This is a genomic window from Massilia sp. DJPM01, from assembly GCF_030348125.1.
Classification (GTDB): Bacteria; Pseudomonadota; Gammaproteobacteria; order Burkholderiales; family Burkholderiaceae_D; genus Telluria_A; species Telluria_A frigida.
In genome coordinates this window covers 32,436-58,670 of sequence record NZ_JAQOZV010000031.1, presented here as the reverse complement: position 1 = coordinate 58,670, position 26,235 = coordinate 32,436, and the positions used below count along the sequence as shown (strand labels likewise).

The window sequence follows — 26,235 nt, the reverse complement described above, 5'->3', positions numbered from 1 at the left end:
TTACATTTGTTTTCCATCTTACGCGTTTTCCGATCACTGCGCAGATGGCGACCCGATTCGCTAAATCAAGAGTTGCTTTTTCGCAGAGTGTGAAGAATTTGGCAATTCCGACGCAAAAGCGCTTGACTTGGATATTTTTTCAACCAACAATGCGGTTATCGACTTGTACTTATGTACTTGTTGATAAGAAGTGAGCAGGCTGAGGAGGGGGCAGAAGCTTCTTGCTTTTATGGCTCGTGTGATTGGTTATAATTTTGAAAGTTCTTTTATGGCAACAGGTACAGTTAAGTGGTTCAATGATTCCAAAGGTTTTGGCTTCATCACTCCAGATGACGGCGGCGAAGATTTGTTCGCGCACTTCTCCGCAATCAACATGAACGGTTTCAAGACCCTCAAAGAAGGTCAAAAAGTTCAATTCGAAGTCACGCAAGGCCCTAAAGGCAAGCAAGCTTCCAACATCCAGGCTGCATAAGCAATCCCCGATGTAAAAAACCCCGCTTCCGAGCGGGGTTTTTTTATGCCCGCACCCCATCCATGACGATCATCTTACAACTTCTCGGCGTTGCCGACCTGCGCACGCTTGCCGCGTCGCGCATTCCCGACCATGTATCCGGCCGCGCCGCCGCCGGCGCCCTGCCGCCCGCCTTTGTCGCGCAGCGCGCGCTGGGCCTGCTGGAGGCGGGCAAAAGCGCCGCCTGGTGCGCCAGCTTCCTGATGCTGCGTGCCAGCGACCACATGGTGGTCGGTGCCTGCGGATTCAAGGATATTCCCGTCGACGGCCAGGTCGAGATCGGCTATGGCGTCGCGCCCGCGTGCCGCGGCCAGGGCATCGCCACGGCCGCCGTGCGCGAACTGGCACGCATCGCCTTTGCCGACGCGGCGGTGGAACGGGTGCTGGCGCAGATCGATCAGGACAATACGGCGTCGGCGCGCATTGCCGCCCGGCTCGGCTTCGCCGCTGGCGCCACGCTGACCGATGCCGACGGCGACCGACTGGTGCAGTGGGTGCTCGGCAAACCTTCCTGATCAGGTTTTGTCAAACGCCGCCATCTGGTCGCGCAAGGCTTTCTGGAAGGCCGGACGCGCCTCGCAGCGCAGCTGGTAGGCCTTGAGCGTGGGATAGTCATCGACCATCGTGGTGTGGCGCAGAATGCGCAGCACCGTGGTCATCATCAGGTCGCCCGCGCTGAACGCGCCGTCCAGGTACTCGCGCTCGCCCAGCCACGCGGCCAGCTGCTTCAGACGCAGGTGGACCTCCTCCACCGCGCCCGCGCGGCGCAGCCTGGCCCACTCTTCATCGGCGAAGAACAGGTCGATCGCGGCCAGTTGCTGGATCGGCACCTCGACGGTATTGAGCGCCGCGAACATCCAGGTGGCCGCGCGCGCCCTGCCCGCTTCCTCCCTGGGAAACAGGGCGCCGCTGCGCTGCGCGATGTGCAGCACGATGGCGCCCGACTCGAACAGCGTCAGTTCGCCATCCTGCATCATCGGCACCTGCCCGAAGGGCTGCAGCGCGAGGTAGTCGGGCGATTGCTGGTCCGCTGGACCGATCAGGCGGGTTTCATACAGCAGGCCGGCCTCTTCCAGCGCCCAGCGCACGCGCAAATCGCGCACCACGCCCTGGGCAAAGGGCGGAACGTATTGAAAAGCACTGATCGTCAACATGGCGGCATTCTCCGAAAATAGGATCCAGTTCAAGATCATAAACCGTTGCGCGCCGCCATGCGCCACCGTTGCCCGGCAGCGCCCGTAGCCAGAGGCGCGCCGCCACCCGCAAGCGGCGCGCCCCCTCTACTCCTTATTCGCCGTAGATGAACTGGAACGCGCGCGACTCGGGTGCGCCAGGCGCATTGCGATTAACGCAAACGGCAGTCCAGTTGTACTGGGCGCCGCTCACCGGTTTCAGCGGCTCCCAGCGCAGGGAGGTGGGCGCGTTCTTGTTCGCGTACCACGTTTCCCAGAACTCCACCGGCAGCCGGCGCGCAGCCTCGACCGTGCACGAGGTCGCATTCGTGGCCTGGTACGACACGGTGACGGGGACATTGGCCGGCATGATGAGACTGCCTTCGGGAGGCATGGCCACGCCATCGACGCTGAAGGTGATGACCGGCTCCAATCCGCGTGGCACGCGGGCCGAGGCGCTGGCGCTATTGGTCTCGCCGTTGGCGCCACGGCATTCCAGATCCCAGCGGTGCAGGCCCGGACCACGCGTCACGCTGCCCCAGTTGAAGGTGGTCGGGCCAGCCAGCTTCTGCTCGACCAGATTGTTGTCGACGTAAGCGCGCAGGTCGCAGCTTTGGGCACCGAGCGCCTCGTAGCGCAGCTCGAAGGCGCTGGTGGCGCTGAGCACCGGGTTGGGCGCCACGCCGAGCATGGGTGGATTGGGCGACGAGGCCTGGCCGCCGATCTTGAATTCAACCGTCGGCTTGGCCTTGTAAGCGGCGCCGGAGATGCTCGCCACCCGCAGCGGCGTGCCCTGGGTCAGCGCACCGCCGCTGGCCAGGCGCGCGCGAATCGCGTTTTCCACCTCGCCCGGGGTGCGCAGGGTAGGCGTGGTTTCCATCAGGCGCGCCGCCAGCGCGCTGACGTGGGGCGCCGCCCACGAGGTGCCGGAACTGACCACATAGGTGGAAGCGTAGCTATTCATCCAGGTCGACCTGACCGACTTGCCAGGGGCCCAGGCATCGACGCAATTGCCGAAATTCGAACCCATCTCGACCAGCCCCTTGGGATCGAGCGGCAGGAAGGCGCCGCTGCCATTCAAGGGCTGGGCCGGCTGGCCATTGCTATCGATCGCGCCGACCACCAGCGCGCCGTCGGACGGCAGGCGGTCGTTGAAGCTGTAAGCGCAGGCGTCGCGGTAGTTGTTGCCGGCCGACTGCACGAACACCGCGCCGCGATAGCCGGTGGCGCTGTTGGGTGCGATCAGGGAGCGCACGCTGGCCAGGAACGCGGCGGCAATAGGCGCGCGCGCGGGCGGAAGATTAACCAGCTGCGAGTTACTCGACAGATTGACCACGCCCATGCGGCCCTCGGCCTGGATGCGGCGCTTGGCTTCGTCCAGGGCGGCGATCACATTGGCCAGGCTGCCGCTGCCCACCGCGCATGTCGGGTCACCGTAAGCGAGCGAGACCAGCTTGGCGCCGGCATTGACCCCGGTCACGCCAAGCTGATCGTTCCTGGCCGCGATGATGCCGGCGACGAAGGTTGCATGCGGATACTTGCCGATCGAGCAGGCACCAGGCGCATTCCAGCGCGCGCTGACCGGCACGTCCACGTGGTTGCCGATGCCGCTGTCGATCACATACACGCTGGTGGCGCCGTTGCTGTTCGCGCTGCCGCCCACGGCTTGCACGCCCCACGGCAAGGTGCTCGCGCCGACCTGCACGTCCTGCCACACGGCGCTCGCGCTGGCATCGGCCTTCATGTTGGGCGCCACCGCCTTGATGCGCGGATCGCGCCGCAGCGCCGCTACTTGCTGCTCGGTCAGATAGGCGGCGAAGCCTTGCAGGGTGTGGCTGTAGGCATGGGTGGCGGCGACCCGGTGCGCCGCTTCGACCTCGTGCAGCAGGCGCATCACCTTGCCATCGTGCTCGGCGCCAAAGCGCGGATCGCTGACTGCCTTGGCGGAATAGCTTTGCGCGGCCGTGTCGGCGAACAGCACGATGTAATGGATGGTGCCGGCTTCATTGCGGATCGGCGCCTGCAGGGCCGCTTCCGCTTTCTGCAGCGCCGCCATGTTGCTTGCCGGCGTGCCTGGCGCAGCGCCGCCATTCTGGGCGCCGGCGAGGCCGGGCAGCGCAGCCGCACCGAGCACACCGCTCACGACCATTGCACACACACGTTTGCTCATCATTTTTGTCATTTTTTTTCCTTGTAGTGGTCAGCAGATTCCATCAGGTGAATATGCAGGTTGAGTTGTTTAAATATCAACAACAAGGAAAGTATAAACCGATTGCTATTAAAGCATTCTTACATTTTAGGAAATATATTATCAACGCGCGGGCAAGTCCTCCCCCGCGGCACCGCCAGCCGCTACCAAAGGTACTGCGGGGCGCCACCCGGCCAGCGCCACCTTTACTCCTTGCGCGGGCGTGCCAGACTGATTTTCCGACACCGCCAAGGAGCGTTACCGTGCTACCCACCATCTTCGCCGTCTTCGCGGCCTGCTTCGTGCTCGAACGCGTCATACCGGGCTGGACATTGCCCAAGATTCGCAGCTGGCCCCTGCGCGTACTCCTGATCAACGCCGCCCAGCTGGGCATCGTCGTGCTGGCCGGATTCAGCTGGGAGCGCTGGCTATCGTCCGTCTCGCTATTCCATCTGTCGCACTACCTGGACCCGGTCGCGGGCGCTCTGCTGGCCTACTTCATCGCCACCTTCGTGTTTTATTGGTGGCACCGGTGGCGCCATGAAGTCGACTGGCTGTGGCTGCATTTTCACCAGATTCACCACAGCCCGCGCCGCATCGAAGTGATCACCTCGTTCTACAAGCATCCCGGCGAGATGCTGGTCAACTCGATCATCGGCAGCCTGCTGGTCTACACCACGCTGGGGCTATCGCCGGAAGCGGGCGCGTATTACACGCTGTGCACGGCGCTGGGGGAGTTCTTTTATCACACCAGCGTGCGCACGCCGCGCTGGATCGGCTACGTCTTCCAGCGCCCGGAAATGCACCGCATTCACCATCAGTACGGACGGCACAAGAACAACTACGGCGATATCGTGTGGTGGGACATGCTGTTCGGAACCTACGAGAACCCGGCGCGCTTCGAGGCGAGCTGCGGTTTTGATGCGGAAAAAGAGGAACGCCTGCTCGACATGCTGGCTTACCGCGACGTGCACCGGGACGCACCGTAGCGACCGGGCCCGGTACGTTGGGCACGGCGCACCATGCAATGCCCATGCAAGCGCGCCAAAAATTAAAAAAGCCCCGCCCTCTTGCGAGAACGGGGCCATCGCGCCGCGCCTGAGCGCAGCGGCAAGCTTACATCTGCTCGATCATCACATCGCCGAAACCGGAGCACGACACTTGGGTCGCGCCTTCCATCAGGCGGGCGAAGTCGTAGGTGACTTTTTTCGAGGCGATCGATTTCTGCATCGACGAGATGATCAGGTCAGCCGCTTCCAGCCAGCCCATGTGGCGCAGCATCATTTCAGCCGACAGGATCAGCGAACCCGGGTTCACATAGTCCTTGCCTGCGTACTTGGGCGCGGTGCCGTGGGTCGCTTCGAACATGGCCACCGAATCGGACAGGTTGGCGCCCGGAGCGATACCGATACCGCCCACTTGTGCGGCCAGCGCGTCGGAAATGTAGTCGCCGTTCAGGTTCAGGGTCGCGATGACGCTGTACTCTGCCGGACGCAACAGGATCTGCTGCAGGAACGCATCGGCGATCGAATCCTTGACGATGATGTCGCGGCCGGTCTTCGGATTCTTGAACTTGCACCATGGGCCGCCATCGATCAGCTCAGCGCCGAACTCTTTCTGTGCCAGTGCGTACGCCCAGTCGCGGAAGCCGCCTTCGGTGTACTTCATGATGTTACCTTTGTGAACGATCGTCACGGAAGGCTTGTCATTGTCGACCGCGTACTGGATCGCCTTGCGCACCAGGCGCTCGGTGCCTTCGATCGACACTGGCTTGATGCCCAGGCCGGACGTCTCAGGGAAGCGGATCTTGGTGACGCCCATTTCCTTGATCAGGAAATCCATCAGTTTCTTGGCGCCTTCGGAACCTTGCTGGTATTCGATACCGGCGTAGATATCTTCCGAGTTTTCGCGGAAGATGACCATGTCGGTCTTCTCTGGCTCACGCACTGGCGAAGGCACGCCGGTGAAGTAGCGCACTGGACGCAGGCAGACATACAGGTCGAGCTGCTGGCGCAGGGCGACGTTGAGCGAACGGATGCCGCCGCCGACCGGAGTCGTCAACGGACCCTTGATCGACACAACGTAGTCCTTCAGCACTTCCAGGGTTTCTTCCGGCAGCCACACGTCCGGGCGGTACACGGTGGTCGATTTCTCGCCGGCATAGATTTCCATCCAGCTGATCTTGCGCTTGCCGCCGTAGGCCTTGGCCACGGCTGCGTCGATAACCTTGATCATGACCGGGCTGATATCGACGCCGGTGCCATCGCCTTCGATGTAGGGAATGACTGGATTATCTGGTACATTCAGCGAAAAATCGGCATTGACCGAGATTTTTTGGCCGTCAGCAGGTACTTTGATATGTTGATACATCGTGATCTCCGAAGTGGACGCATAGCAGGCAGCAACATCGTTGCGTCTGTCAGGCATGGTCTGCAATCTGAATTGGTTACTATAAAAACGACGAGAGTTGTAGTCTTCTATAAGACATAAGACGCGCGTTTCACATTATGCACCAGTATTTTACTAGGCGCTACGATTTTGCGACACTAACAATTGGCACGCCAGCCGAACGGCGGGCCCAACTTCTTCCCAACCACGCAATTATGCCCCTCATTCTATTTAACAAGCCGTTCCAGGTGTTATGCCAGTTTTCGCCCCAGCCGGGACGCGCATCGCTGGCCGACTACCTGCGCACGCCCAACATCTACCCGGCCGGCCGGCTGGACGCCGACAGCGAGGGGCTGATGCTGCTCACCGACGATGGCCGCCTGCAGCACAGCATCGCCCATCCCGATCACAAGCAAGCCAAGACCTACCTGGTGCAGGTCGACGGTGCGCTCGATGCGGACGCGCTGGCGCGGCTGCGGGCGCCGCTCGACCTGGGCGACTTCGTGACCAAGCCCTGCCGCGCGGTACAGATTGCCGAACCGGGCTGGCTGTGGCCGCGCACGCCCCCGATCCGGGTGCGCGCCGACAAGCCGACCAGCTGGATCGCGATCACTTTACAGGAAGGGAAGAATCGCCAGGTGCGGCGCATGACGGCCGCGGTGGGATTGCCGACCCTGCGGCTGGTACGCAGCAGCATCGGGCCGTTTTCGCTGGCGACGCACCCCTTGATGCCCGGGGAATGGGTGGAAGTGCCAGCCGGCGACATGAAGAAAATCTGAAGATTTTCTAACCGGGGTCAGAGTGAGCTGCACCGTGTTGACCACTGACTTCATAGCCGTCGCCCCCGCGCCAAGGCGCGGGGGCGACAGTTTTCATGCAAGCGCACACGCGCCTTTCAGGCCGAAACACACGAGAAAAACCCGCCGTGGCCGAAGCCAGGCGGGTTTTTTGACATGCTCACAAGCTCAGCCGGCAGACCGAAGTCCGCGCGGCGGCACGGGCTATTAAGCCAGCGCTTTCAGAGCAGCAGCCAGACGGCTCTTGTGACGCGCTGCTTTGTTCTTGTGGATGATTTTCTTGTCGGCGATGCTGTCGATGGTCGACACGGATGCCTGGAAGATCGATGCTGCAGCCGCTTTGTCGCCAGCCTGGATAGCCTTGCGCACTGCTTTGATAGCGGTACGCAGGGTCGAACGCTGCGACGAATTGTGAGCGTTTTGCTTAACTGCTTGACGAGCGCGCTTGCGTGCTTGTGCGGTATTTGCCATGGAATTTCCTAAATCGGGGTCAAGTTGCGTTTGCAAACAATAGCGTCTGTCAAACCAGTGTTTTTTCTACACCTTGTGTGTCAAACCAGTGCCTGCCAAACATTAGTGTCTGCGTAACAGAATTCTGTACAGCCTTCGATTATAGCGAAAACTTTCGGCAAGGGCAATTCAAAAATCAACATTTGTCCGGCGCCCCCCTCCGCGCCACTCTTGCCGGGCTATAATCCCGGCCCATGAACTTGCTCAAAACCCTGGCTGCCATCTCCAGCATGACCATGCTGTCCCGCGTCACCGGCCTGCTGCGCGAAAGCCTTTTCGCGCGCGCCTTCGGCGCTTCGGAATATACCGATGCCTTCAACGTCGCCTTCCGCATTCCCAACCTGCTGCGCCGCATGTTCGCCGAGGGCGCCTTCGCCCAGGCCTTCGTGCCGATCCTGGCCGACGTCAAGGCCCAGCATGGCGACCAGGGTACGCGCCCGCTGATCGACAGCGTGGCCACGGTGCTGATCTGGTCGACCCTGCTGATCACCATCGCCGGCATCATTTCCACGCCGCTGCTGATCAAGTGGGTCATGGACACCTCCAAGCAGACGCCCCAGGCCGGGCAGGCGGCGATCTTCATGACGCGCGTGATGTTCCCCTACATTATCTGCATGGCCTTCGTCTCGCTGGCCAGCGGCATCCTCAATACCTGGCGCCAGTTCAAGATTCCCGCCTTCACCCCGGTGCTGCTGAATATTTCCTTCATCCTGGCCTCGCTGTTCCTGGCCCAGCGCCTCGAACAGCCGATCTACGCGATGGCGTTCGCGGTGGTGGTCGGCGGCCTGCTGCAGGTGGGCATCCAGATTCCCTCGCTGATGAAAATCGGCATGCTGCCGCGCATCTCGCTCAATCCCATCGCCGCCCTGCGCGACCCGGGCGTGCACCGCATGCTCAAGAAGATGGGGCCGGCCGTGTTCGCCGTCTCCGCCGCCCAGATCAGCCTGCTTGTAAATACCGGCATCGCCTCGCGCCTGGGCGCCGGCAGCGTCTCGGCCCTGACCTATGCCGACCGCCTGATGGAATTTCCCACGGCGATGCTGGGCGTGGCGCTGGGCACCATTTTGCTGCCCAGCCTGGCCAAGGCGAATACCGAGGGCGACACCTCCGAATACTCGGCCCTGCTCAACTGGGGCCTGCGCCTGACCTTCCTGCTGGCCCTGCCCGCCTCGGTCGGCCTGGCCGCGCTGGCCGAACCGATGATCGCCACCCTGTTCCATTACGGCGCCTTCAACGTCAAGGCCATCCACGCGGCGGCCATGCCGCTGATGGCGTACAGCGCGGGCCTGGTCGGGATCATCCTGGTCAAGACACTCACGCCCGCCTTTTACGCGCGCCAGGACGTGCGCACGCCGGTGCGCATCGCCATCGGGGTGCTGGTCGCGGTGCAGCTGATGAACCTGGTATTCGTGCCGCTGCTGGAAGGCGTGGCCGGACTGGCGCTGTCGATCGGCATGGGCGCCTGCCTGAACGCGGCCGTGCTGTACAGCATGCTGCGCAAGCGCGCCATTTACGTGCCGCAGCCGGGCTGGCTGATGTTCTTCGCCAAGCTCGTGATTGCCGTGGCGGTGATGGGCTTGATCGCCTGGTACGGCAAGATCCAGTTCGACTGGGCCGCACTGCAAGCGCAGCCATGGCTGCGCGCCGGCGCCCTGTTCGCCATCGTGGCTGGCAGTGCCACGGCGTATTTCGTGGTGCTGTTCGGCCTGGGCTTCCGCTTCAAGGATTTCAAGCGCAGCGGGCGCTGAACTAGCGCTCGCGCCGGGGCTCGTTGCGGCGGCCCTCGTCGCGCTGGCGTTCATCGCGGCGGCGCTCCTCTTCCTCCGCCTTGTCCCTGTCCTGTTTGTTGGTGCCCGAGGGATCGTCCTCTTCCACCGGTTCCGCCGCCTTGGCGTCCGCAGCGGGTGGCTCGGCCGGCGGCTCCTCGGGCGGCGCGGGGGCTTCCTGGGGTTCGGCCGCCGGCGGCATCGCCGCCGCCGGCTCCCCGGGCGGCTTCATGGCGCCGTCCGGCGCCGGCGCGGCCGGCGCAAACAGCGGCGGCTGAGTGGGCGCGGGCGACGCCGGCGCCTCCTGCGGCGGCATGGTCTGCGACGACAGCGTGAACTTCCAGTCCGAAAACCGGGTCTTGTTTTCCATGTTCAAGAAGCGCGCATCGAAATTGCCGACCTTGAGCGGCTGCGCGTTCGACAGGCTGTACACGCCCAGCACGCCCTGCTTGTCGGTCAAATACATGATGCCCCACTCGGCCTTGCCGGTGATCGGGTCGACGAAAATCTTGCGCAGGTGGCGGCGCGGGTTGGGAAAGCGCGGGTCCTTGAGCAATTCCTGCAAGCTGGGCGGCTGCTGCGGCTGGCCGGGCGGGGTCGCGGCGGCGTAGCTGCGCAGCGCATCGCTGAAGGCGGCGCCGATATCGAGCAATTCTTCCTCGGCGGCGGCGCGCTGCATGAGCGCGCCGACCTTGAGGCTGGCCGCGCCGACCAGCCCGACGATGGTGACCAGGATGATCAGGCCCAGATAGGTAAAGCCGCCGGCGCGCGGCGGCCGCCTACCAGTCGAGATACGGTTTGCCGTTGCGGTCATTGCCGGGCGCCCCACTCTTGATGCTGTACAGATTGCCCCGGGTGGTGTCTTCGGGCGGCACCAGGATCCAGCTGGTGCTGCTGTCGGCCACCGGGTCGACCGGAATCGCGCGCAGGTATTTTTTCTCGACCAGCTGTTCCAGCGAATCGGGATAGCGCCCGGTGTCGGCGTAATACTGGTCGATCACGGCGCGGACATTGCGCAGGTTGTCGGCCAAGATGGTGTCCTTGGTACTGTCGATGCTGGGAAAAAAGCGCGGCACCGCGAGCGTCAATAGCAGCGCGATAATGCCCAGCACCACCAGCAATTCGATCAGGGTGAAGCCGCGCGCTGTGCGGCCAGGTTTCGCTTGCATCTTGTTCACCATTTGCGGTACGGCACATCATTGAGGCCAACCCGGTCCGAGGTCGAATACACATCGTACACGTCCTCGCCTTCGCGCGGGTCGCTGGCCTCGCTGGCGTAGCTGCGCTTGCCCCAGGTCTGGGCCCCGCTCAGGTCGCTGTTGGGATTGAAGGGATCGCGCGGCACGCGGCGCAGGAAAAAAATCTTGGCGCGCTTGGGGCTGCGCATGTCGGGCGCGCCTTCGACCAGCTGTTCGAGCGACTTGGGGTAGCCGTTGCTGTTGAGGGAGCGCGCGATGCGCCCTTCGTCGTAGGCACGCTTGTAGGCGTCGATGCCCTGGCGGATTTCGCGCAGCGAGCGGCGCAGTTCCTGCTCTTGCTGGCGTTGCATGGTCACTTGCGTCACCGGCACCACCAGGGTGCCGAGCAGGGCCAGAATCGCCAGTGTCACCAGCAATTCGATCAGCGTGAAGCCGCGGCCCCGCCCTTGCGCCATCATTGCTGCGGCACGGGCGTGGTTTCCGGGACCGGGATCGGGGTCACGGCGGCGCCAGGCGCCTCGGGTGCGGCCGAAACCGGGGCCGGGGCAGGAACCGGGGCCGCGGCCGGCACCGGTGGACGCGCACCCGGCGACGGCGGCATCAGCACCGGTGCGCGCGCCGCGCTGTCGGGACGGCGCCGGAAGCTGGTCTCGGTGCCGGCGCTGAACTCGGACGCGCCGGCGGGCGGACGCTGGATGTTGCGGATCAGGTGAGGCGTAATCGACAGCACGATCTCGGTGCGGTCGGCGCCATCGGCGACGCGGCCGAACAGGCGGCCCACGATCGGCAGGCTGCCCAGGCCGGGAATCTTGGTGCCGTTGCTGCGGTCTTCGTTGTTGATCAGGCCCGCCAGCACCTGGTTCTCGCCATCCTTCAACTGCAGCATGGTGGTCGCTTCGCGGTTGCCGATGCGGTAGGCGATATTGCCCGAGGCGGTAGTGATCGCCTCGCCCAGGGAGCTGACGGTGAGGCCGACGCGGATACCGATTTCATTATTCAGGTAAATGGTCGGCTCCACGTTGAGCGTCAGGCCGACGTCGAGATAGGTGATCGATTCCTGCGAAAAGCCGCTGGCCACGCCGCCGCCCGACAAGGTGGTGGTGATGTTCGGGATCTTGTCGCCGATGACGATCTTGGCTTTTTCCTTGTTGCGCACGCGGATGCGCGGATTGGCCAGGGTGTTCGAGTCGCCATCGGTCTTTTTCGCGGTGATCGTGGTCGACAGCGACGACAGGCCGATATCGGCGCGTCCCAGGCCGCGCACCGTGTCGAGCGTGAGCTGGCCGCCGTTGCTGCCGACCAGCGGCGCCAGCGTCAGCGAGGTAGGCCAGGCCACGCCCAGTTCCAGCAGGCGGCTGCGCTTGATCTCCAAAATCTCCACTTCGAGCATGACTTCCGGCTCGGCCACGTCTTGCAGCGCCACCAGCTTGGCGGCCAGCTTGATCGCTTCCGGGTTGTCGCGCACGATCACGAGATTGAGCTTTTCATCGATCACCACGTCGCGCGACTTGAGGATGGTCTTGAGCGTGTTGGCCACCACCTTCGCATCGGCGTTCGCCAGGAAGAAGGTCTTGACCGTCATCTCCTGGTATTCCTTGAGCTTGGCGGCGACGTTCTGGTACACCAGCAGGGTATTGCCGTCCATGACCTGGTAGTCCAGCTGGTTGGACACCATCAGGTAGTAGATGGCCGCTTCGACCGTGCTGTTTTTCAGGAAGATCGAGGTCTTCTGGTCGGTCTTGACGTCCTTGTCGAAGATGAAGTTCAGGTTCGAGCGGCGCGCGATCACGTCGAGCACCTGCTTGAGCGGGGCATCGCGGAACTCGATGCTGATCGGCGTCTTGTAGGCGGCGGCCAGGCCGGTTTCGGCGGCCGGGCCGGCGGTCTTCTCGGTCACTTGCAGCAGCAGCTGGCGCGCCGGCTCGTACTGCGGGCGCTCGACCAGGATCGCGGCGGCGCGCGCGCGCGCCACATCGTAGTCCTTGCGCTCGAAGGCGGCACTGGCGTCTTCCATCACCTTGGTGTGGCGCTCGTCCATCTCGATCAGGCGCAGGCCGGCGCGGGCGCGTTCGTTGGCCGGGTCGATCGCCAGCACGCGCTGGTAACCCTGCAGCGCGGGCGCGGCCTTGCCGGCCCCCAGCGCACGTTCGGCCTGCTCGACCAGGCGCGTGGTGGCGCGGTCGCGCGCGCGCAGGTAGGCCGCGCGGTAGACCGGGTTTTCGGGCTGGGCATCGATCGCCTGGCGGTACTTGAGCAGGCTGGCCTCGACCTGGTCCTTCTCGATCAGCGAATTGCCTTCGAGGTAGGCGGCCTGTCCGGCGCAGCCGGCCAGCACCAGCGCCATCAGCGGCAGCGCCGCGCCGCGCACAAGACGGCTCCAAAGTGGCAAATACAGGCAGCGTGTGCCAATCCGGTGACTAGCCATCAGTCGAAGACTCCAATGTTGAGCTGTTGAACCTGGTTCAAGGGCAGATAGGTAAGGGTCAGCGTGGGCGGCGCGATTGCGTCCACCCGGTAAGTGCCGTCGATTACCATCTTGTGACGTACGATATAGGTCTTGTCGCCGCGCGCGAGGAATACTTCCCACGCGCCCTCGCCCACCGCCTTGCCGATAAAGACAAACGGCAGCGGCGGCGCGCTGGGCGGCGGTGGCGGCGGCGGCGTGTTGTCGACCGGCGGCGGGGGCGGCGGCGGATTGAGGTTCTGGCTGCCGAAGACGGTGTTGGCGCCGAAGGCGTCGTCATCGTCGCCGATCAGCGTGTCGCGCGCGACCAGGCGCAGGATGGCCGGTTCGGCCGCTACGGCCGGCATGGTGCTGGTGGCGGCACTGGTGCGGGCGGCAGCCGCTTTCGGCGCGCTGCGTTCGACCGCTTCGCTCACGCCGGAATCAGGCGTCTTGTCGCCGAACACCAGCAGGCCGGCGGCGAGCAGCACGGCCGCGCCCATCACGAGGTGGCGCGGCGTCATTGCGCCACTCCCGGCTGGTCGGCCAGGTAGAAGGTCATGCGCACGCGCGCCTCCAGCGCAGGCTCGCCGATATTGTCGCGCTTGAAGCTGATTTCGTCGAGCGAGGCAAAGGGAATGGCGCGCAGCGACAGCATGGTGAACTTCCAGATGGCGTTGTAGCTGCCCTTGACCGGCAAGGTCACCTGGTAGGTATGCAGGCGCGCATTGCGGTCGAAAGCCCCCTTGTAGTCGCCCTGCGAGAGCGACAGGCCGCTCTTGGCGGCGATCCCGAACAGGGTCTTGACCTGCTGCTCGGCGTAGCGCTTCTCGCCCAGGGTGGCGTAGAACAGGGCCAGGTTTTGGTTGGCAATCACGGGAGCCGGCTTGTCGACGTGCGCCGGGGTGCGCGCCATCTGCAGCGCGACGGCGTGGTTCTTCGAGCGCAGCGCGGCCTGCGGCAGCAGCCAGGCCACGGCGGCGGCGGCGCCGGCCAGCAGCACGCAGGCGCCGCACAACAGCGGCCCGCGCGCGACCACGGCCAGGCGCGCGCGCAGCAGCAGCACGGAGAAGGCGGGCGCGTTCATGGCGCCACCCATTCGGCTTCGAGCTGGAAGCGGATCGGCTTGGCCGGGTCTTGTTCGTTGATTTCGTGACGGATCAGGGTTACTCCGGAAAACAGTTCCTCGTGCTTGAGCAGCTCGACGTATTCGATCATGGCGTCGCTGCTTTTCGCTTCGGCGGTGATTTTCATGGTGCGCTTGCGCGCGTCCGGTTCCAGCGCCAGCATGCCGATGGTCGGCGGCGTGGCGGCGCCGATGGCGTCGTACAGCGCGCGCCACGGCAGGTTCAGTTGCAGCACGGCGGCGTTGACGGCGGCGGCCTGCGCTTCCGAAATGCGCGGCCCCACGGCGACCGGCGCCACCGCCACGGGCACCCGTGCGCGCAGTTGCGCGGCTTGCAGTTCGGCGGCCTGGGCGCGCTGCTGCGCCATCAGGCGCCAGCCCAGGGTGGCCGCGGTGGCGCACAGCGCCAGCGCCAGCACGGCCACGATCCAGGTGGCAGGACCGGCGCGGTGCAGGGTACGCTGCAGGCTCGGCGGCGCAAAATCGATGCGGACCGGCTTCATGACAGGCTCCCGGTGGCGGCCAGGCGCGCGCAGTCGGACCAGCCGGCGCCCTGCCCCTGCCCCTGCCCTTGCCCCAAAAGATGGCAGGCCAGGGTCGCATGGGAGGCTCCCTTGTTCCAGGTGGCCGGTGCATGGCCCGACACGGCCAGGCGCGCCGGCGCGGCCAGGTTCAGGCGCAGCGCTTCGCGCGCCACGTGCGCGGCCAGCCAGTCCAGGTCGGCCCCGTCGGGCAGCGCGCTGGCGCGCACGGCGCGGATGGCGCCGCCGTCGATCATGCCCAGGGTGAGCACGCGCTGCTGCACCAGGCCATACCAGGCGCCGGCCTTGAGGGCGCCGCGCCACTGGTTGAAGCCGGCCACGAATTGCGGCACCAGTTCGACGATGGGCGCGCGCTGGGCGGCGCATACCTGTTCGATCAGCGCCAGCAAGTGGCGCGGCAGCGCGGCTGCCAAAAACGCTTGCGCCGGGTCCCAGCCGGCCGACAGCGTCCAGGCGCCGGTCGGTTCGCCGAACAGGGTCTGGAAGCGCAGCGCGGCGGCCGCCTCAAGGTCGGCCAGGCGTGCGCTGCCGGCCGGCGGCGCGACCTGCCAGATGCGCACCAGTTCGTCCGCCAGCACGATGGTCACGGGCCAGCTGGCGCAGCCGGCGCCCTGCAGCAGCTGGCGCAGGGCCAGGCCGATCGCTTCGGGATGGCTGCCGCCGTCGAACGCGAGTTCGCCCACGAGTTCGGGAGCGCGGCTGCCCCAGCGGCTGGTCTTGAGGAGCGCGACCGCGCCTGGTGCCACGCCGACGCGCAGCGCTTGTCCGAAACGTCTACGCATGCAGGGTCACCCGCTTGATTTCGCTGAGGGTGGTGGCGCCGCGCTTGACCAGGTCGAGCGCGGCCAGGCGCAGGCTGCGGGTGCCGTTGGCGTGGGCCGCGGCCTTGATCTGGCGGATCGGACGCTTGTCGACGATCAGTTCGCGGATTTCGTCGTTCAGGGTGAGGATTTCGGCGATCGAGCGCCGCCCCTTGTAACCGGTGCCACGGCAGTCGCCGCAGCCCTTGCCCTGCATGAAAAGATAATCTTGCACGTCCTTGCGTTCCAGGTTGACGCCATCGAGTTCGGCGTCGCTCGGGGTGAACTGCTCGGCGCAATGCGGGCAGTTCATGCGCACCAGGCGCTGGGCCCAGATGCCGTTGAGCGCCGAGACGAAGGCGTAGGGGTCGATGCCCATGTGGGTAAAGCGGCCGAACACGTCAAACACATTGTTGGCGTGGACGGTGGTGAGCACCAGGTGGCCGGTGAGGGCCGACTGCACCGCGATTTCGGCGGTTTCGCGGTCGCGGATTTCGCCGACCATGATCTTGTCGGGATCGTGGCGCAGGATCGAGCGCAAGCCCTTGGCAAAGGTCAGGCCCTTCTTTTCGTTGACCGGGATTTGCAGAATGCCGGGCAGCTGGTATTCGACCGGGTCTTCGATGGTGATGATCTTTTCGCGCCCGTTGTGGATTTCGGTCAGGGCCGCGTACAGGGTGGTGGTCTTGCCCGAGCCGGTCGGCCCGGTCACCAGCAGCATGCCGTAGGCTTCCTGCGCCAGCATGCGCAAGGACACCAGCGAGGGCGCGTCGAAACCGAGCGCTTCGAGCGTGAGCGCGCCGTAGGCTTCGATCATGGCGCGCTTGTCCAGGATCCGGATGACCGCGTCCTCGCCGTGAATGCTGGGCATGATGGAGACGCGCAAATCGATTTCGCGTCCGCCCGATTCGACCCGGAAGCTGCCGTCCTGCGGCACGCGGCGCTCGGCGATATCGAGTTCGGCCAGCACCTTCAGGCGCGAGATGATGTGCTCCGCCACTTCGATGCCATTGACCGAGGTGGCGTGATCGAGCACGCCGTCGACCCGGTACTTGACGGCCAGGCCGCTGGCGGTGCTCTCCAGGTGGATGTCGGAGGCGCCGGCCTTGAGCGCGTCGTACAGGGTCGAGTTGACCAGCTTGACGGCCGGACTGGCCGCTTCCGACACCGAGGCGAACGACAGCACGGCGGCGGTCTTGCCGTCGCGCCGGGCGTCGCCCACGTTGGCCACCAGGGTATCGACCGCGCGCGCGGATTCCTCCTGCTTGGACAGGTAAGCCTGGATATCCGATTGCAGCGCCAGGCGCAGGTGCAGCGGCGCGCTGGGCGTGGCCCGGGCGCAGGTGGTGAGCCAGGTTTGCAGGTCGACGTCGAACGGGTCGGCGATCACGCCCGTGACCCGCCCGCCCGGCTCGCGCAGCAGCACGCAGTGGCGCGCCAGCGCCTGGGCCAGCGGCAGCAGGTCGAAGGCGGTGGCGCAGCTGAGCATTTCAGCCGTTTCCATCACCGTCAGGCCGAACGGGTCGGCCAGGGCTTGCACGATCTGGCGCGCATCGAGCCCGCTGACCGCTTCCAGTTCGGCCACCAGTGGGCGCTGCGATTGCAGGCTCTGGGCGCGGGCGCGCGCCAGCAGGGACGGGTCGAGCATGGGCGGGTTCGGCACGGCGTTCAAGACATGTCTCCCGCCAGATCGAAAATCGGCATATACAGCAGCACCACAATGGCGCCGACGACCAGCCCGATGGCGGCCATCAGCAGGGGTTCAAAAGTGCGCGTGAAGCGGTCGATCCAGCGGCTGATTTCGCCGTCGTAGAACGCGGCCGACTGGGTCAGCATCGGCCCCATGTCGCCGGTACGCTCGCCCACGCGCAGCATGCGCAGCGAAATCGGGGTGGTCAGGCTGTTCGCTTCGAATGCGCTCGACAGCGGCAAGCCCGATTCGATGCTGGTGCGCGCCGCCGCCAGCGAGGCGCGCATCGACACCGACACCATGGCTTGCACGGTATCGATGGCGTTGACGATGGTGATGCCGCCTTCGCTGAGCATGCCGAGCGTCAGGTACAGGCGCGACAGTTCATAGATGCGCACCCGCTCGCCGATGCCGGGCAGGCGCGTGATCAGGCGCGTCAGGCCGCCGTTGCGGGTCAGGTGGCGCCACAGCAGCACCAGCGCACTGGCGAGCACGGCGACGCCGCCCAGCAGCAGGCTGGTGTGGCCGCTGGCGAACTGGCCCCAGCCGAGCAGCATGTGCGACATCCATGGCAGGTTGCGGCCGGCGCCCTGGTAGACCTCGGCAAAGCGCGGCACCACGTAGGTAATCAGGAACATGCTCACGCCGCCGCCGACTGCCAGCAGGATCACCGGATAGATGGCGGCGCTGACGATCTTGCTGCGCACCACGTCGATACGCTGCTGGTAATCGATGTAGCGCGCCAGCGAACGCGGCAAGTCGCTGGTGCCTTCGGCGGCACGCACGATGCCGATGTAGAGCGGCGAAAACAGGTCGGGCTGGTCGGCCAGCACGCTGGAAAAGCGCTTGCCTTCGCGCAAGCCGCCAAGCAGGCGTTCCAGCACGCTGCGGGTGGAGAGATTGGTTTCTTTTTCGAGCAGGGCTTCGAGCGCTTCGACGATGCCCAGGCCGGCCGTCAGCAGGGCCAGCAATTCCTGGCTGAACAGCACCAGCGACAGGCTGGCGCCACGGCTGCGGCGCAGGCCGGCCGCGCGCACCGGTTCGACCGCGCTGACGAACAGCCCGCGCGCTTCGCACTGGCGGCGGGCATCGGCCTCATCCTGGGCGTCGACCACCTGGCTGCTAATGCTCAGGTCAGGCGCGAGGGTACGGACAGCAAACTGCATGAGGCCTTTACGGGGGGATGGGTCAGGAAACTATTGGGACGTGATGTCGGCGTTTTCGCCGGTGCCGCCGGGCTGGCCGTCCTTGCCGGTCGACAGGATTTCATACTCGCCCTTGCTGCCTGGCGCGCGGTACTGGTACGGGCGGCCCCATGGGTCCAGCGGCACCGCCTTTTTCAGGTAGGGACCATTCCACTTGACGCCGGCGGTGGCGGGCGCGACCAGCAGCGCGGCCATGCCTTCTTCGGTGCTCGGGTAGCGGCCGACGTCGAGGCGGTAGGTGTCCAGCGATTTTTCGAACGCTTCGATCTGGGCCTTGGCAACCGTCACTTCCGATTTGCCGAGCTGGGCGAAATACTTCGGTCCCACGTAGGCCGCCAGCAAGCCGATGATGACGATAACGACCAGCAATTCGAGCAAGGTAAAGCCGGCGTGGCGCTCACGTCGGGCACTGTTGAATTTGGTTGCTGCAAACATCCGTTCGACTCCTCAATGCTGAATTTGGCGTGCAAGGCTACCATGCCGCCGACGGTTGCGACAACTATTCTTTCATAGAGGACGCGGGGAGATTTGACATGCTTTGGGGCAAGGTTTTTCGGGGTGCTTACGGATCGATTACGGCTATGCGGCGTGGGCAAAAAAAAGCACATTTGCCGTCGCCGGACAAATGTGCAATGCATGCTGGCGGGCCGTGACGGCCCGCCAGGACACTGCTTAGCGCGGCGCCTTGGCGGCGCGGCGGCGTACGAACGCGACCAGGCCCAGGCCGGTCATGACGAGCAGCATGTCCGATGGCTCAGGCACCGACACGCGCACGTTACGGGCAGCCGTGTAGCTCACGCTGGCGGCATCATCGATCGTCGGCGGATTGAGGCTGAACTCGAGCAGAAAGTTTGGCTGCACCAGGTAGTTGCCGAGCGCATCGTACATGGCAATGCTGAAGGTCGATGCAAAGCCCGGCACGGTCAGGAAGTCGCCGCTGAAGTTCACGTCGAAACCGAATTTTTCGCCCAGGGTGACACCATGCGTTACCGAGCTGAAGTCCTCGCTGTTATCGAATTTTGCCGAGGCAGGCAAGGCACCGCCAACGCTACCGAAACGGAAGGTTTCCGCGCCCAGATTGCCGGTGAAATTGCTCACCGTGGCCATGGCACCGCTGGCGCCGGTGAAGCTGGACAGCCAGAAATCCATCGAACCGTTACCGGAATAATTGGTGGTGTCGATATCGACGTGGTAGGTCGGTCCTGCCGTTGCGTTACCGATGCCGAAAGCAAGGGTGGCCGCGAGTAACGCTTGTTTGACGAACGTCTTAAAATTGAACATGTTGCTCCCTTAGAGTGAACCACTTAAAATTTTACTGACGAAACCAATGCCTCGCCGTGCCGGGTTGCTGAAGACAACTCTCAGTGTGATTTTTTCCCCGGCTTGAATTGTAGCATTGTTAACACTCACATAAGGTTCATTTCCGACAACACCTGATTTATTCTCCAGGATGACGCCCTCGGTCAGGCCGGTCAGCACCAGGTGCACGGGGCCGGTGATGGCCGCGCCGGAGGTGTTGGTCAGGGTGATGGTGGCGCTGAACTTGTTGGCCAGGCGGTCCACGCTCAGGCCGGAGCGCTGTTCGCGGAAGGACGCCGTTACGTCGAGGTAGGTCGGGGCCAGGTTCAGGGCCACCACCACCGGATCGTGATCCGAGGAGCGGAAGGCATCGTTCCGGTACAGGGCTGCCGCGGCGGCGCTCTTGGCGTCGGTGTTGTAGTCGATCACGGTCGGTTCATCCGCATTGGTATGCCATTCGGTGGCGCCGGCGACCTGGGCGTCGAGCGAGGCGCTCGCCAGTGCATGGTCGAGGTAGCCGCTTTCGCCGTCGAAGACGTAAGAGTAAGGAATGCCCGACGGACGCACGAAGCGTTCCAGCTCATTGACCAGGCCAGCCTGGTTGAGCAGGTGGATCGGATCTTCAAAGCCGTGCGCATTCATGTCGCCGATGACCAGCACGTCCGGGTCGCCGGCGCTGCTGATCACGTGCGGAATGAAATACGTGGCCAGGCGGGTCGCCTGCAGCACGCGGGTGGCATTGTTGCAGCTCTGGCCATCGCCCAGGTCGGCATTGGCGCCGCTACCGCAGCCGCCCTTCGACTTGAGGTGGTTGACGATCAGCGAGAATTTGGCGCCATTGCCGGCCTTGAAGGTTTGCGCCATCGGCGGACGGTTGTTGACCGCGTCGCCGTCAGACAGCGCGCCACCGAGCATGGCCAGCTTGGCCGGCTTGTAGATCATCGCCACGCGGATCGCGTCGGTGCCGGTGGTGGCCGGCTTGGGTACGTAGGCATAGGCCGGATAACCGATGGCCGCGTTGAGCTGCTTGACCAGGTAATCGACCGCAATGTCATCGTTGTTCTGGATTTCCATCAAGCCCACCACGTCGGCGTCGATGCCCTTGAGTTCACCCACGATCTTGTCGCGCTGGCGCACGAATTCGGCGCTGTTGTCGGCGCCACGGCAATTCGAGGCGCGCGTGGTCGAGCCGACCGTGCAGCCCTGTCCCGTGCGGCCCCAGGCGTCGGTGCCGTCGAGGAAGGTGGTGAAGAAATTCAGCACATTGGCGCTGGCCACCTTGATGTTGCCAACTGGCAGTTCCGGCGCCAGCAGGCGCGGATTGCTGCGGGTGAACGATGGCGCGGCGGTCGGCTGGATCTTGAAGGCCGCGCCGCCGCCGCCGATGGCGCCGAAGTCGACCACGCCGACCAGGTTGCCCACCGTGTCGCCGGCGCGCACCGTGCCATCCTGGCCGAGGTAGGGAATGCCGGAGCAGACCACCACGTCGGCGCACGGCGGGGTGGCCGCGGGCGGCGCCACGAACCAGCTGTCGTCGAGCACCAGTTCGTTGCCGGCATTGGCCTTGGCCAGCGCCAGCGCTTCCGGCGTGCCCGGACGGTAGCGGTTGGTCGCGGTTTCGCGGCGCCCGACCGACAAGGTCAGTTCGCCACGGTCGCCCAGGTAGCTGGTCTGGTTGACAGTCAGCGCATTGGTGATATTGACCAGCATCGCTTCATGGCGCGCCAGGTCCATGCCCGGCTCGAACACGATATTGGCCGGGGTGACGCTGTGGCCGGCGCCGAGCACGCTGGTGGCCGTCACGTCTTTCATTTCGGTGTAGGTGCGTGCGGCGCCGGTCGGCTTGTACTCGACGATGGTGCCTTTCACGCGCACCAGGTCGCCCACGGCGACCAGCGGGGCGGTAGCGGTGAAGACGAACAGGCCGTCCGAGGTGGCCGGATCGCCATCGCCGCTGGCATCCTGGATGAAGTAGCCGTTCGACACCTTGTGGGTGACCACGCCTTCGGTGCTCACGCTGGCATTGACGAAGGGGCTGGCCGCGCCGGCGCCCTGGATCTGCGGAATGGTGGCGGCGCCGGCGACGCTGACGCTGACCGGGCAAGTCGCTTCCTGGCCGGCATTGTTGGTGAAGCGGATGACGACTGGATAGCTGCCGGCCACCAGGGCCGCGCTGGCCTGCAGGTTGACGCTGGCGCTGCCGCCATTGGCGCTGGCGGGGCTCAAGCTGCCGAGGCTGATGCCGGGCACGTTGCCGCTGGCGATGACGGCACCGTTGACGATGCTGTCTTCATCCGAGGCGCTCAGCGGCACCGCACCCGGCTTGCCCTGTTCGATGGCCATGCTGGCCGGGCAGACCGGGATGATCGGCTTGGCTTGCGGAATGGTGTTGCCGCAACTGTTGCGGGCCGAGGCGCTGGTGCGCGGGGCCGGGGCAGCGGTGGCGAAGTCCATGCTGTTGTCATCGGTGTCGGCACAGCCGCCGTTGGCGCGGAACAATGCCAGCGCGGCCGACATGGCCGGCGCGCGCGTGCCTTCGGCGCCGTTGGCGGTGCCGAATCCGATCAGATCGGCGACGTTGTCGCCCGCCGGGGTGGCGCCGCTGAGGGTGACGCTATCGCGCACCAGGGCCACTTTGCCGTTCGATGCCGACATATTGAAGCCGCTTGCCGGCACGATCAGCGGGTTTGGCAGCGATGGCTGGCCTGCGCCGCCGCTCTGCTCCTGGATCAGTACATACTGGCCAGGCTCGACGGTGAAGGTCGGCAAGGCCGATTTGCCGCTCCAGGCGCCGGTACTGGTAGCCGAGCCGTACTGCACGCTCCAGCCTTCGGCGGTGACCGCGGTCGTGCCGCGATTGAAGATTTCGATGTAGTCGTGGGTGAAGAAAGTGGTACCGGCGTTACCGCCCGCACCATACACCTGGCTGATCACGAGGTCAGGCGACACGGCCATGGCGGGAGCGGATAAACCAGCCATCAACGCGGCGAGCACGGTAAGCCGGCCGGGGACAGGCATGGTTGCTACGAGCTTTTTCATCGAAACTTCCTGAAGGGAGGAGATTGGAATCGTCATGATCATATTGACTATGGACGTTGGAGTTCTATGTTAGCAAAAAGTATTCTTCCATAGTAAATTTCATCATAATTGTGATAAATGACAACATGATGACGCGGCAGGGGGCTTGCCGGTTTAGTCGGGACGGGCGCGCCGCACTGCCAGCATCAGGATGGGCGCGCTGTCACCGCCCCGGCGCGCTTAGCGGCCGTACGGCGCGGCCAGCGGTTCGCCGATGAACAAGCCCTGGGTCGGCCAGGCCACGCTGCGCCAGTAAGCTTCGATGACGCTGCTGCCGCCCAGGTAATGCTTGAGCAGGATGGCGGGATGGGGGAATTTCTGCCAGTGATTGCAGGGCTCGCTGACGCTGCCATAGCTGGCCGTGGCGCCCGCTTCCAGCCAGCGCAGGCTGCTCATCTGGCCGGTGCCGAGCAGGTCGCCGCCGAAGGACGTCAGGTGGTCGGCCAGGGCGCCGGGCAGGAAACCCAAGCCGTCGAGCTTGTCCACGCGCGCCATGCCGGTCTGGTAGATCATGATGTCCTTCACCCCCTCAAGGGCGTCGGCATGCAGGGTCCTGGTGCGGATTTTTTTGGCGGCCAGATAGCCGTCGCGCGGGAACAGCTCGGCCCGCGAATTGCGCGCCGCCTGCGAAGTCACCAGGTAGTACGCCGTCGCGTTCGGCACCCGGAAGCCGCTGGCCACGCCGCGGTCGATCACGGCCTTGGCCTGCGCCACCGATTCGGTCGGCAGCAGCATCGACAGGCGCATGCGGAAATCGGCCACCGGATGGGCCGAGCTGGCGTTGAAGTAGGCGCTCGGACGGCTGGCGGCGCAGGTGTTGCGGCACTGGCCGGCGTCGAAGCCCATGGTGTAGGCGGCCGTGATGGCATTGCATTCGACCGCGTAGGGCGCGGTCCAGACCATCAGCACGGCTTCGATGCCGGCCGGCAACTGGCTGTCGATGCTCTCCTTGAGCTCGCTGAAACGCGCTGCGGCTAGCCGCTGCGGCTTGCCGGGAATGCTCACGTGGATAATGTTGGCGGCCGGAATCGAGCGCGCCTTGCGGTAATACTCGGCGATGGTGACGCTGTTCGGTTCGGCATCGTTGACGACCAGCGCCAGCTGGCGCGGCAGCAGGCGCGTGGCCGGCGCGGCCTGGGCGGCGGCCAGGCTGGTGGCGCCCAGCAGGGCAAGGGACACGAACAGGGCAGCGCGCAGGGTCATGGAATCAGCCGGTTGTCGGTTGGGCGCGGCGTTTGCCGCGCGCCGACGATTATAGCGCCTGGCCGCCAGCCTGGACCGGGACGCCCGGCTGGCTGGGGATGCAGTCGGCGGGCCGGCCCTGGGCGGCGGCGTCGCACGCCTGCCCCATCGCTTTCACCGGCTCGGCCGGCTCGCGCAAGTGTTCGGGACGCTCGCGGGCGCGGCGATGGATTTCGAAGGAGAACGATTGCTCGTATGGCACCATGCGCAATTGCTCGGCTTCACGCTCGGCCGCGGTGGCAAACCGGGGCGCCCCCCCCGGGGCGGCGGGCGGCGCGTCCGGGGTGGTGGAAGCGGGATTGGCTTGCTGCACAGGCGCTGCCGGACTCTGGCGGACAGCGGGCAGCGGGTCGTTGGCCAGATCTCCACCGCCGCAAGCGCTCAGTGCAAAGATCCCGGCGCACAGCAGCCCCCGGTTGAATACGTTAAAAAACATACTTCCTCACATCAGATGAAATCGGATAACGGTCCGAATTCTATGCGTGGGGAAACAATTCTGCCGTGGAAATTTATTTCAAAATTTCACAAATTGCCTATCTTCATCATCTTTATCTGATGATGCGCGAGGAAGGGAGTACAAAGCCAGAACATGTCTAGCAGGAAACGTAAAAAATTTTCGAGAAACGTCAATTCCAGGACACGAAAAAAGCACTAAGTTGTAATAAAATGTATTTAGCAACATTTTCGACGAACAGCGCTGTAGAAATCGGCAAAACTGTTTTATTGCACCGCCGCATTTGACTTGGCAGCTCACCAATGCCCATATGATATAGCTAGCCGGCGGCCCGAAAAAAAGGGGAGCCGCGGCTCCCCTTCCCTGCCCAGCCCTGCGCTTACGCGCGCTGGTAAATATCTTCGAAGCGCACGATATCATCCTCGCCCAGATAGCTGCCCGACTGCACTTCAATGATGTGCAGCGGCACCTTGCCCGGGTTTTCCAGACGGTGATTCATGCCGATCGGGATGTAGGTCGACTCATTTTCCGACAGCAAGCTGACTTTTTCACCGCACGTTACGCGCGCCGTACCGCTCACCACCACCCAGTGCTCGGCCCGGTGATGGTGCATTTGCAGCGAGAGTTTTTCGCCCGGCTTGACGGTAATGCGCTTGACCTGGAACCGGTCGCCCGCATCGATGCCCTCGTAATAACCCCAGGGGCGGTACACCTTGGTATGGTGCAAGTGCTCGGTGCGTTCCTTGGACTTGAGATGGTCGACGATCTGCTTGACGCGCTGCACCTGGTCCTTGTGCGCGACCAGCACCGCGTCCGGGGTTTCCACCACCACCAGGTCGTTCACGCCGATCACGGCCACGATGCGGCTTTCGGCGCGCACCAGTGAATTGGTGACGCCGTCCAGATACACATCGCCGCGCTGCACATTGCCCTGGGCATCGCCCTGCTGCACTTGCCACAGTGCCGACCACGAGCCGACATCGCTCCAGCCGATGTCGGCCGGCACCACCACCGCGTGGCGGGTGCGCTCCATCACGGCGTAATCGATGGAGTCCGACGGGCAGCTGGAAAACGCCGCTTCGTCCAGGCGGCAGAAATCGAGGTCGCGGTAGCCCAGCCGCACGGCCGCTTCAGCCGCCTGCGCGATGGCGGGCGCGAATTCGCCCAGCTCGCGCAGATAGCCTTCGGCGCGGAACAGGAACATGCCGCTGTTCCAGTAATAGCCGCCATCGGCCACGAACAGCTCGGCGGTGGCGCGGTCGGGCTTCTCGACGAAACGGTCGACCTGGTAGGCGCTGTCCGACCCGCCGGCGCGTGCGCCGCGGTGGATATAGCCATAGCCGGTTTCCGGCGCCTGCGGCACGATGCCGAAGGTGGCCAGGGCGCCGTCGGCCACCAGCGCGCTGGCCTGGGCCACGGCTTGGGCGAACGGGACATTCTTGTCGATCACATGGTCGGCCGGCAACACCAGCATGACGGCGTCCGGATCGATGGCGCGCAGATAGTTGGCGGCGGCCGCGACCGCCGGGGCCGTATTGCGCCCCACCGGTTCGAGCAGGATGCCGAGCGGCGTGACGCCGATTTCGCGCATCTGCTCGGCCACCAGGAAACGGTGCTCATTGCCGCACACCACCAACGGCGCCATCAGCTCGGGCCAGCCCGACACACGCAGGACGGTATCCTGCAGCATGGTTTTGTCGGTGACCAGCGCCAGCAGCTGCTTGGGCAAGACTGCGCGCGACAAGGGCCACAGGCGCGTTCCCGCGCCACCGGACAGGATCACTGGGTAGATTTTCATGGCGTCTCTTTCAGGTATTTTTGTACC

Annotated in this window: 25 protein-coding genes; 5 read left to right on the top strand and 20 right to left on the bottom strand. The window is 64.6% G+C overall.

What is annotated here, in order from left to right:
- The first annotated feature begins 268 nt into the window (after positions 1–268).
- Complete coding sequence (locus PO883_RS19790; protein ID WP_010395943.1) at positions 269–472, top strand: cold-shock protein; 204 nt, start codon at positions 269–271, stop codon at positions 470–472.
- Positions 473–534: 62 nt separating this feature from the next.
- A complete protein-coding gene (locus tag PO883_RS19785) occupies positions 535–1,026 on the top strand; it encodes a GNAT family N-acetyltransferase (RefSeq protein ID WP_289311272.1) in 492 nt (163 codons plus the stop codon).
- On the opposite strand, the gene PO883_RS19780 is transcribed toward PO883_RS19785, so the two are convergent.
- Positions 1,027–1,665: a glutathione S-transferase family protein gene (locus PO883_RS19780; protein ID WP_289311271.1), complete on the bottom strand. Its 639-nt coding sequence runs from the start codon at positions 1,663–1,665 to the stop codon at positions 1,027–1,029.
- A gap of 133 nt (positions 1,666–1,798) precedes the next feature.
- Positions 1,799–3,865: a S8 family serine peptidase gene (locus PO883_RS19775; RefSeq protein WP_289311270.1), complete on the bottom strand. Its 2,067-nt coding sequence runs from the start codon at positions 3,863–3,865 to the stop codon at positions 1,799–1,801.
- 269 nt (positions 3,866–4,134) lie between these two features.
- Here PO883_RS19775 and PO883_RS19770 point away from each other — a divergent pair, with 269 nt between their 5' ends.
- On the top strand, positions 4,135–4,860 hold the full coding sequence (locus PO883_RS19770; RefSeq protein WP_289311269.1) for a sterol desaturase family protein: 726 nt from the start codon (positions 4,135–4,137) through the stop codon (positions 4,858–4,860).
- Between the two features lie 127 nt (positions 4,861–4,987).
- Here PO883_RS19770 and icd read toward each other — a convergent pair whose 3' ends face one another.
- The gene (icd, locus tag PO883_RS19765) at positions 4,988–6,241 is read right to left on the bottom strand and encodes an NADP-dependent isocitrate dehydrogenase (protein ID WP_289311268.1); all 1,254 of its coding nucleotides are present in this window, start codon (positions 6,239–6,241) and stop codon (positions 4,988–4,990) included.
- Positions 6,242–6,474: 233 nt separating this feature from the next.
- On the opposite strand from icd, the gene PO883_RS19760 reads away from it, so the two are divergent.
- Positions 6,475–7,038 carry a pseudouridine synthase gene (locus PO883_RS19760; RefSeq protein WP_289311267.1) on the top strand — a complete coding sequence of 188 codons (564 nt, stop codon included), beginning with the start codon at positions 6,475–6,477 and terminating at the stop codon, positions 7,036–7,038.
- Between the two features lie 225 nt (positions 7,039–7,263).
- Here PO883_RS19760 and rpsT read toward each other — a convergent pair whose 3' ends face one another.
- Complete coding sequence (rpsT, locus tag PO883_RS19755; protein WP_054267030.1) at positions 7,264–7,527, bottom strand: 30S ribosomal protein S20; 264 nt, start codon at positions 7,525–7,527, stop codon at positions 7,264–7,266.
- Positions 7,528–7,760: 233 nt separating this feature from the next.
- Between rpsT and murJ the strand changes: the two genes are divergently transcribed.
- Positions 7,761–9,314: a murein biosynthesis integral membrane protein MurJ gene (gene murJ / locus PO883_RS19750; protein ID WP_289311266.1), complete on the top strand. Its 1,554-nt coding sequence runs from the start codon at positions 7,761–7,763 to the stop codon at positions 9,312–9,314.
- Between the two features lies 1 nt (position 9,315).
- Here the strand turns inward: murJ and PO883_RS19745 are convergent, their stop codons facing one another.
- The 16 genes from PO883_RS19745 to PO883_RS19670 all read right to left on the bottom strand — a co-directional run bounded on the left by PO883_RS19745 (position 9,316) and on the right by PO883_RS19670 (position 26,208).
- The gene (locus PO883_RS19745) at positions 9,316–10,146 is read right to left on the bottom strand and encodes a type II secretion system protein (protein WP_289311265.1); all 831 of its coding nucleotides are present in this window, start codon (positions 10,144–10,146) and stop codon (positions 9,316–9,318) included.
- On the bottom strand, positions 10,112–10,501 hold the full coding sequence (locus tag PO883_RS19740; RefSeq protein ID WP_289311264.1) for a type II secretion system protein: 390 nt from the start codon (positions 10,499–10,501) through the stop codon (positions 10,112–10,114). The genes PO883_RS19745 and PO883_RS19740 overlap by 35 nt, the downstream gene beginning before the upstream one ends.
- A gap of 5 nt (positions 10,502–10,506) precedes the next feature.
- A complete protein-coding gene (locus tag PO883_RS19735; RefSeq protein ID WP_167085485.1) occupies positions 10,507–10,989 on the bottom strand; it encodes a type II secretion system protein in 483 nt (160 codons plus the stop codon).
- Complete coding sequence (locus PO883_RS19730) at positions 10,986–12,899, bottom strand: secretin N-terminal domain-containing protein (protein ID WP_373890087.1); 1,914 nt, start codon at positions 12,897–12,899, stop codon at positions 10,986–10,988. Before PO883_RS19730 ends, PO883_RS19735 begins: the two co-directional genes overlap by 4 nt.
- A 56-nt stretch (positions 12,900–12,955) precedes the next feature.
- Complete coding sequence (locus tag PO883_RS19725) at positions 12,956–13,498, bottom strand: hypothetical protein (protein WP_289311263.1); 543 nt, start codon at positions 13,496–13,498, stop codon at positions 12,956–12,958.
- Entirely contained in the window at positions 13,495–14,061 is a 567-nt protein-coding gene (locus PO883_RS19720; RefSeq protein WP_289311262.1) for a hypothetical protein, read from the bottom strand. Before PO883_RS19720 ends, PO883_RS19725 begins: the two co-directional genes overlap by 4 nt.
- On the bottom strand, positions 14,058–14,603 hold the full coding sequence (locus PO883_RS19715; RefSeq protein WP_289311261.1) for a hypothetical protein: 546 nt from the start codon (positions 14,601–14,603) through the stop codon (positions 14,058–14,060). Before PO883_RS19715 ends, PO883_RS19720 begins: the two co-directional genes overlap by 4 nt.
- Positions 14,600–15,424, bottom strand: a complete 825-nt coding sequence (locus PO883_RS19710; protein ID WP_289311260.1) for a hypothetical protein — start codon at positions 15,422–15,424, stop codon at positions 14,600–14,602. Before PO883_RS19710 ends, PO883_RS19715 begins: the two co-directional genes overlap by 4 nt.
- Positions 15,417–17,090: a GspE/PulE family protein gene (locus PO883_RS19705; protein ID WP_167085683.1), complete on the bottom strand. Its 1,674-nt coding sequence runs from the start codon at positions 17,088–17,090 to the stop codon at positions 15,417–15,419. The genes PO883_RS19710 and PO883_RS19705 overlap by 8 nt, the downstream gene beginning before the upstream one ends.
- A gap of 20 nt (positions 17,091–17,110) precedes the next feature.
- Positions 17,111–18,298 (bottom strand): type II secretion system F family protein, encoded by a 1,188-nt coding sequence (locus PO883_RS19700; protein WP_289311259.1) that lies wholly within the window; start codon positions 18,296–18,298, stop codon positions 17,111–17,113.
- Between the two features lie 30 nt (positions 18,299–18,328).
- Positions 18,329–18,772 carry a type II secretion system major pseudopilin GspG gene (gene gspG, locus PO883_RS19695; RefSeq protein WP_289311258.1) on the bottom strand — a complete coding sequence of 148 codons (444 nt, stop codon included), beginning with the start codon at positions 18,770–18,772 and terminating at the stop codon, positions 18,329–18,331.
- A gap of 237 nt (positions 18,773–19,009) precedes the next feature.
- Positions 19,010–19,618, bottom strand: a complete 609-nt coding sequence (locus PO883_RS19690; protein WP_289311257.1) for an NF038129 family PEP-CTERM protein — start codon at positions 19,616–19,618, stop codon at positions 19,010–19,012.
- 9 nt (positions 19,619–19,627) lie between these two features.
- A complete protein-coding gene (locus PO883_RS19685; protein WP_289311256.1) occupies positions 19,628–22,675 on the bottom strand; it encodes an ExeM/NucH family extracellular endonuclease in 3,048 nt (1,015 codons plus the stop codon).
- Between the two features lie 219 nt (positions 22,676–22,894).
- Positions 22,895–23,917 (bottom strand): TIGR03790 family protein, encoded by a 1,023-nt coding sequence (locus tag PO883_RS19680; RefSeq protein ID WP_289311255.1) that lies wholly within the window; start codon positions 23,915–23,917, stop codon positions 22,895–22,897.
- Positions 23,918–23,966: 49 nt separating this feature from the next.
- Positions 23,967–24,392 (bottom strand): hypothetical protein, encoded by a 426-nt coding sequence (locus PO883_RS19675; protein ID WP_289311254.1) that lies wholly within the window; start codon positions 24,390–24,392, stop codon positions 23,967–23,969.
- A 397-nt stretch (positions 24,393–24,789) separates the two neighbouring features.
- The gene (locus PO883_RS19670) at positions 24,790–26,208 is read right to left on the bottom strand and encodes a mannose-1-phosphate guanylyltransferase/mannose-6-phosphate isomerase (RefSeq protein ID WP_289311253.1); all 1,419 of its coding nucleotides are present in this window, start codon (positions 26,206–26,208) and stop codon (positions 24,790–24,792) included.
- Between the last annotated feature and the right edge of the window lie 27 nt (positions 26,209–26,235).

What these genes read in the sequence shown, in the direction of transcription:
- PO883_RS19790 (WP_010395943.1), top strand. Translation starts at nt 269, where the DNA reads ATGGCAACAGGTACAGTTAAGTGGTTCAATGATTCCAAAGGTTTTGGC.
- PO883_RS19785 (WP_289311272.1), top strand. Translation starts at nt 535, where the DNA reads ATGACGATCATCTTACAACTTCTCGGCGTTGCCGACCTGCGCACGCTT.
- PO883_RS19780 (WP_289311271.1), bottom strand. Translation starts at nt 1,665, where the DNA reads ATGTTGACGATCAGTGCTTTTCAATACGTTCCGCCCTTTGCCCAGGGC.
- PO883_RS19775 (WP_289311270.1), bottom strand. Translation starts at nt 3,865, where the DNA reads ATGACAAAAATGATGAGCAAACGTGTGTGTGCAATGGTCGTGAGCGGT.
- icd (WP_289311268.1), bottom strand. Translation starts at nt 6,241, where the DNA reads ATGTATCAACATATCAAAGTACCTGCTGACGGCCAAAAAATCTCGGTC.
- PO883_RS19760 (WP_289311267.1), top strand. Translation starts at nt 6,475, where the DNA reads ATGCCCCTCATTCTATTTAACAAGCCGTTCCAGGTGTTATGCCAGTTT.
- rpsT (WP_054267030.1), bottom strand. Translation starts at nt 7,527, where the DNA reads ATGGCAAATACCGCACAAGCACGCAAGCGCGCTCGTCAAGCAGTTAAG.
- murJ (WP_289311266.1), top strand. Translation starts at nt 7,761, where the DNA reads ATGAACTTGCTCAAAACCCTGGCTGCCATCTCCAGCATGACCATGCTG.
- PO883_RS19745 (WP_289311265.1), bottom strand. Translation starts at nt 10,146, where the DNA reads ATGACCGCAACGGCAAACCGTATCTCGACTGGTAGGCGGCCGCCGCGC.
- PO883_RS19740 (WP_289311264.1), bottom strand. Translation starts at nt 10,501, where the DNA reads ATGCAAGCGAAACCTGGCCGCACAGCGCGCGGCTTCACCCTGATCGAA.
- PO883_RS19735 (WP_167085485.1), bottom strand. Translation starts at nt 10,989, where the DNA reads ATGATGGCGCAAGGGCGGGGCCGCGGCTTCACGCTGATCGAATTGCTG.
- PO883_RS19725 (WP_289311263.1), bottom strand. Translation starts at nt 13,498, where the DNA reads ATGACGCCGCGCCACCTCGTGATGGGCGCGGCCGTGCTGCTCGCCGCC.
- PO883_RS19720 (WP_289311262.1), bottom strand. Translation starts at nt 14,061, where the DNA reads ATGAACGCGCCCGCCTTCTCCGTGCTGCTGCTGCGCGCGCGCCTGGCC.
- PO883_RS19715 (WP_289311261.1), bottom strand. Translation starts at nt 14,603, where the DNA reads ATGAAGCCGGTCCGCATCGATTTTGCGCCGCCGAGCCTGCAGCGTACC.
- PO883_RS19710 (WP_289311260.1), bottom strand. Translation starts at nt 15,424, where the DNA reads ATGCGTAGACGTTTCGGACAAGCGCTGCGCGTCGGCGTGGCACCAGGC.
- PO883_RS19705 (WP_167085683.1), bottom strand. Translation starts at nt 17,090, where the DNA reads ATGCTCGACCCGTCCCTGCTGGCGCGCGCCCGCGCCCAGAGCCTGCAA.
- PO883_RS19700 (WP_289311259.1), bottom strand. Translation starts at nt 18,298, where the DNA reads ATGCAGTTTGCTGTCCGTACCCTCGCGCCTGACCTGAGCATTAGCAGC.
- gspG (WP_289311258.1), bottom strand. Translation starts at nt 18,772, where the DNA reads ATGTTTGCAGCAACCAAATTCAACAGTGCCCGACGTGAGCGCCACGCC.
- PO883_RS19690 (WP_289311257.1), bottom strand. Translation starts at nt 19,618, where the DNA reads ATGTTCAATTTTAAGACGTTCGTCAAACAAGCGTTACTCGCGGCCACC.
- PO883_RS19685 (WP_289311256.1), bottom strand. Translation starts at nt 22,675, where the DNA reads ATGAAAAAGCTCGTAGCAACCATGCCTGTCCCCGGCCGGCTTACCGTG.
- PO883_RS19680 (WP_289311255.1), bottom strand. Translation starts at nt 23,917, where the DNA reads ATGACCCTGCGCGCTGCCCTGTTCGTGTCCCTTGCCCTGCTGGGCGCC.
- PO883_RS19675 (WP_289311254.1), bottom strand. Translation starts at nt 24,392, where the DNA reads ATGTTTTTTAACGTATTCAACCGGGGGCTGCTGTGCGCCGGGATCTTT.
- PO883_RS19670 (WP_289311253.1), bottom strand. Translation starts at nt 26,208, where the DNA reads ATGAAAATCTACCCAGTGATCCTGTCCGGTGGCGCGGGAACGCGCCTG.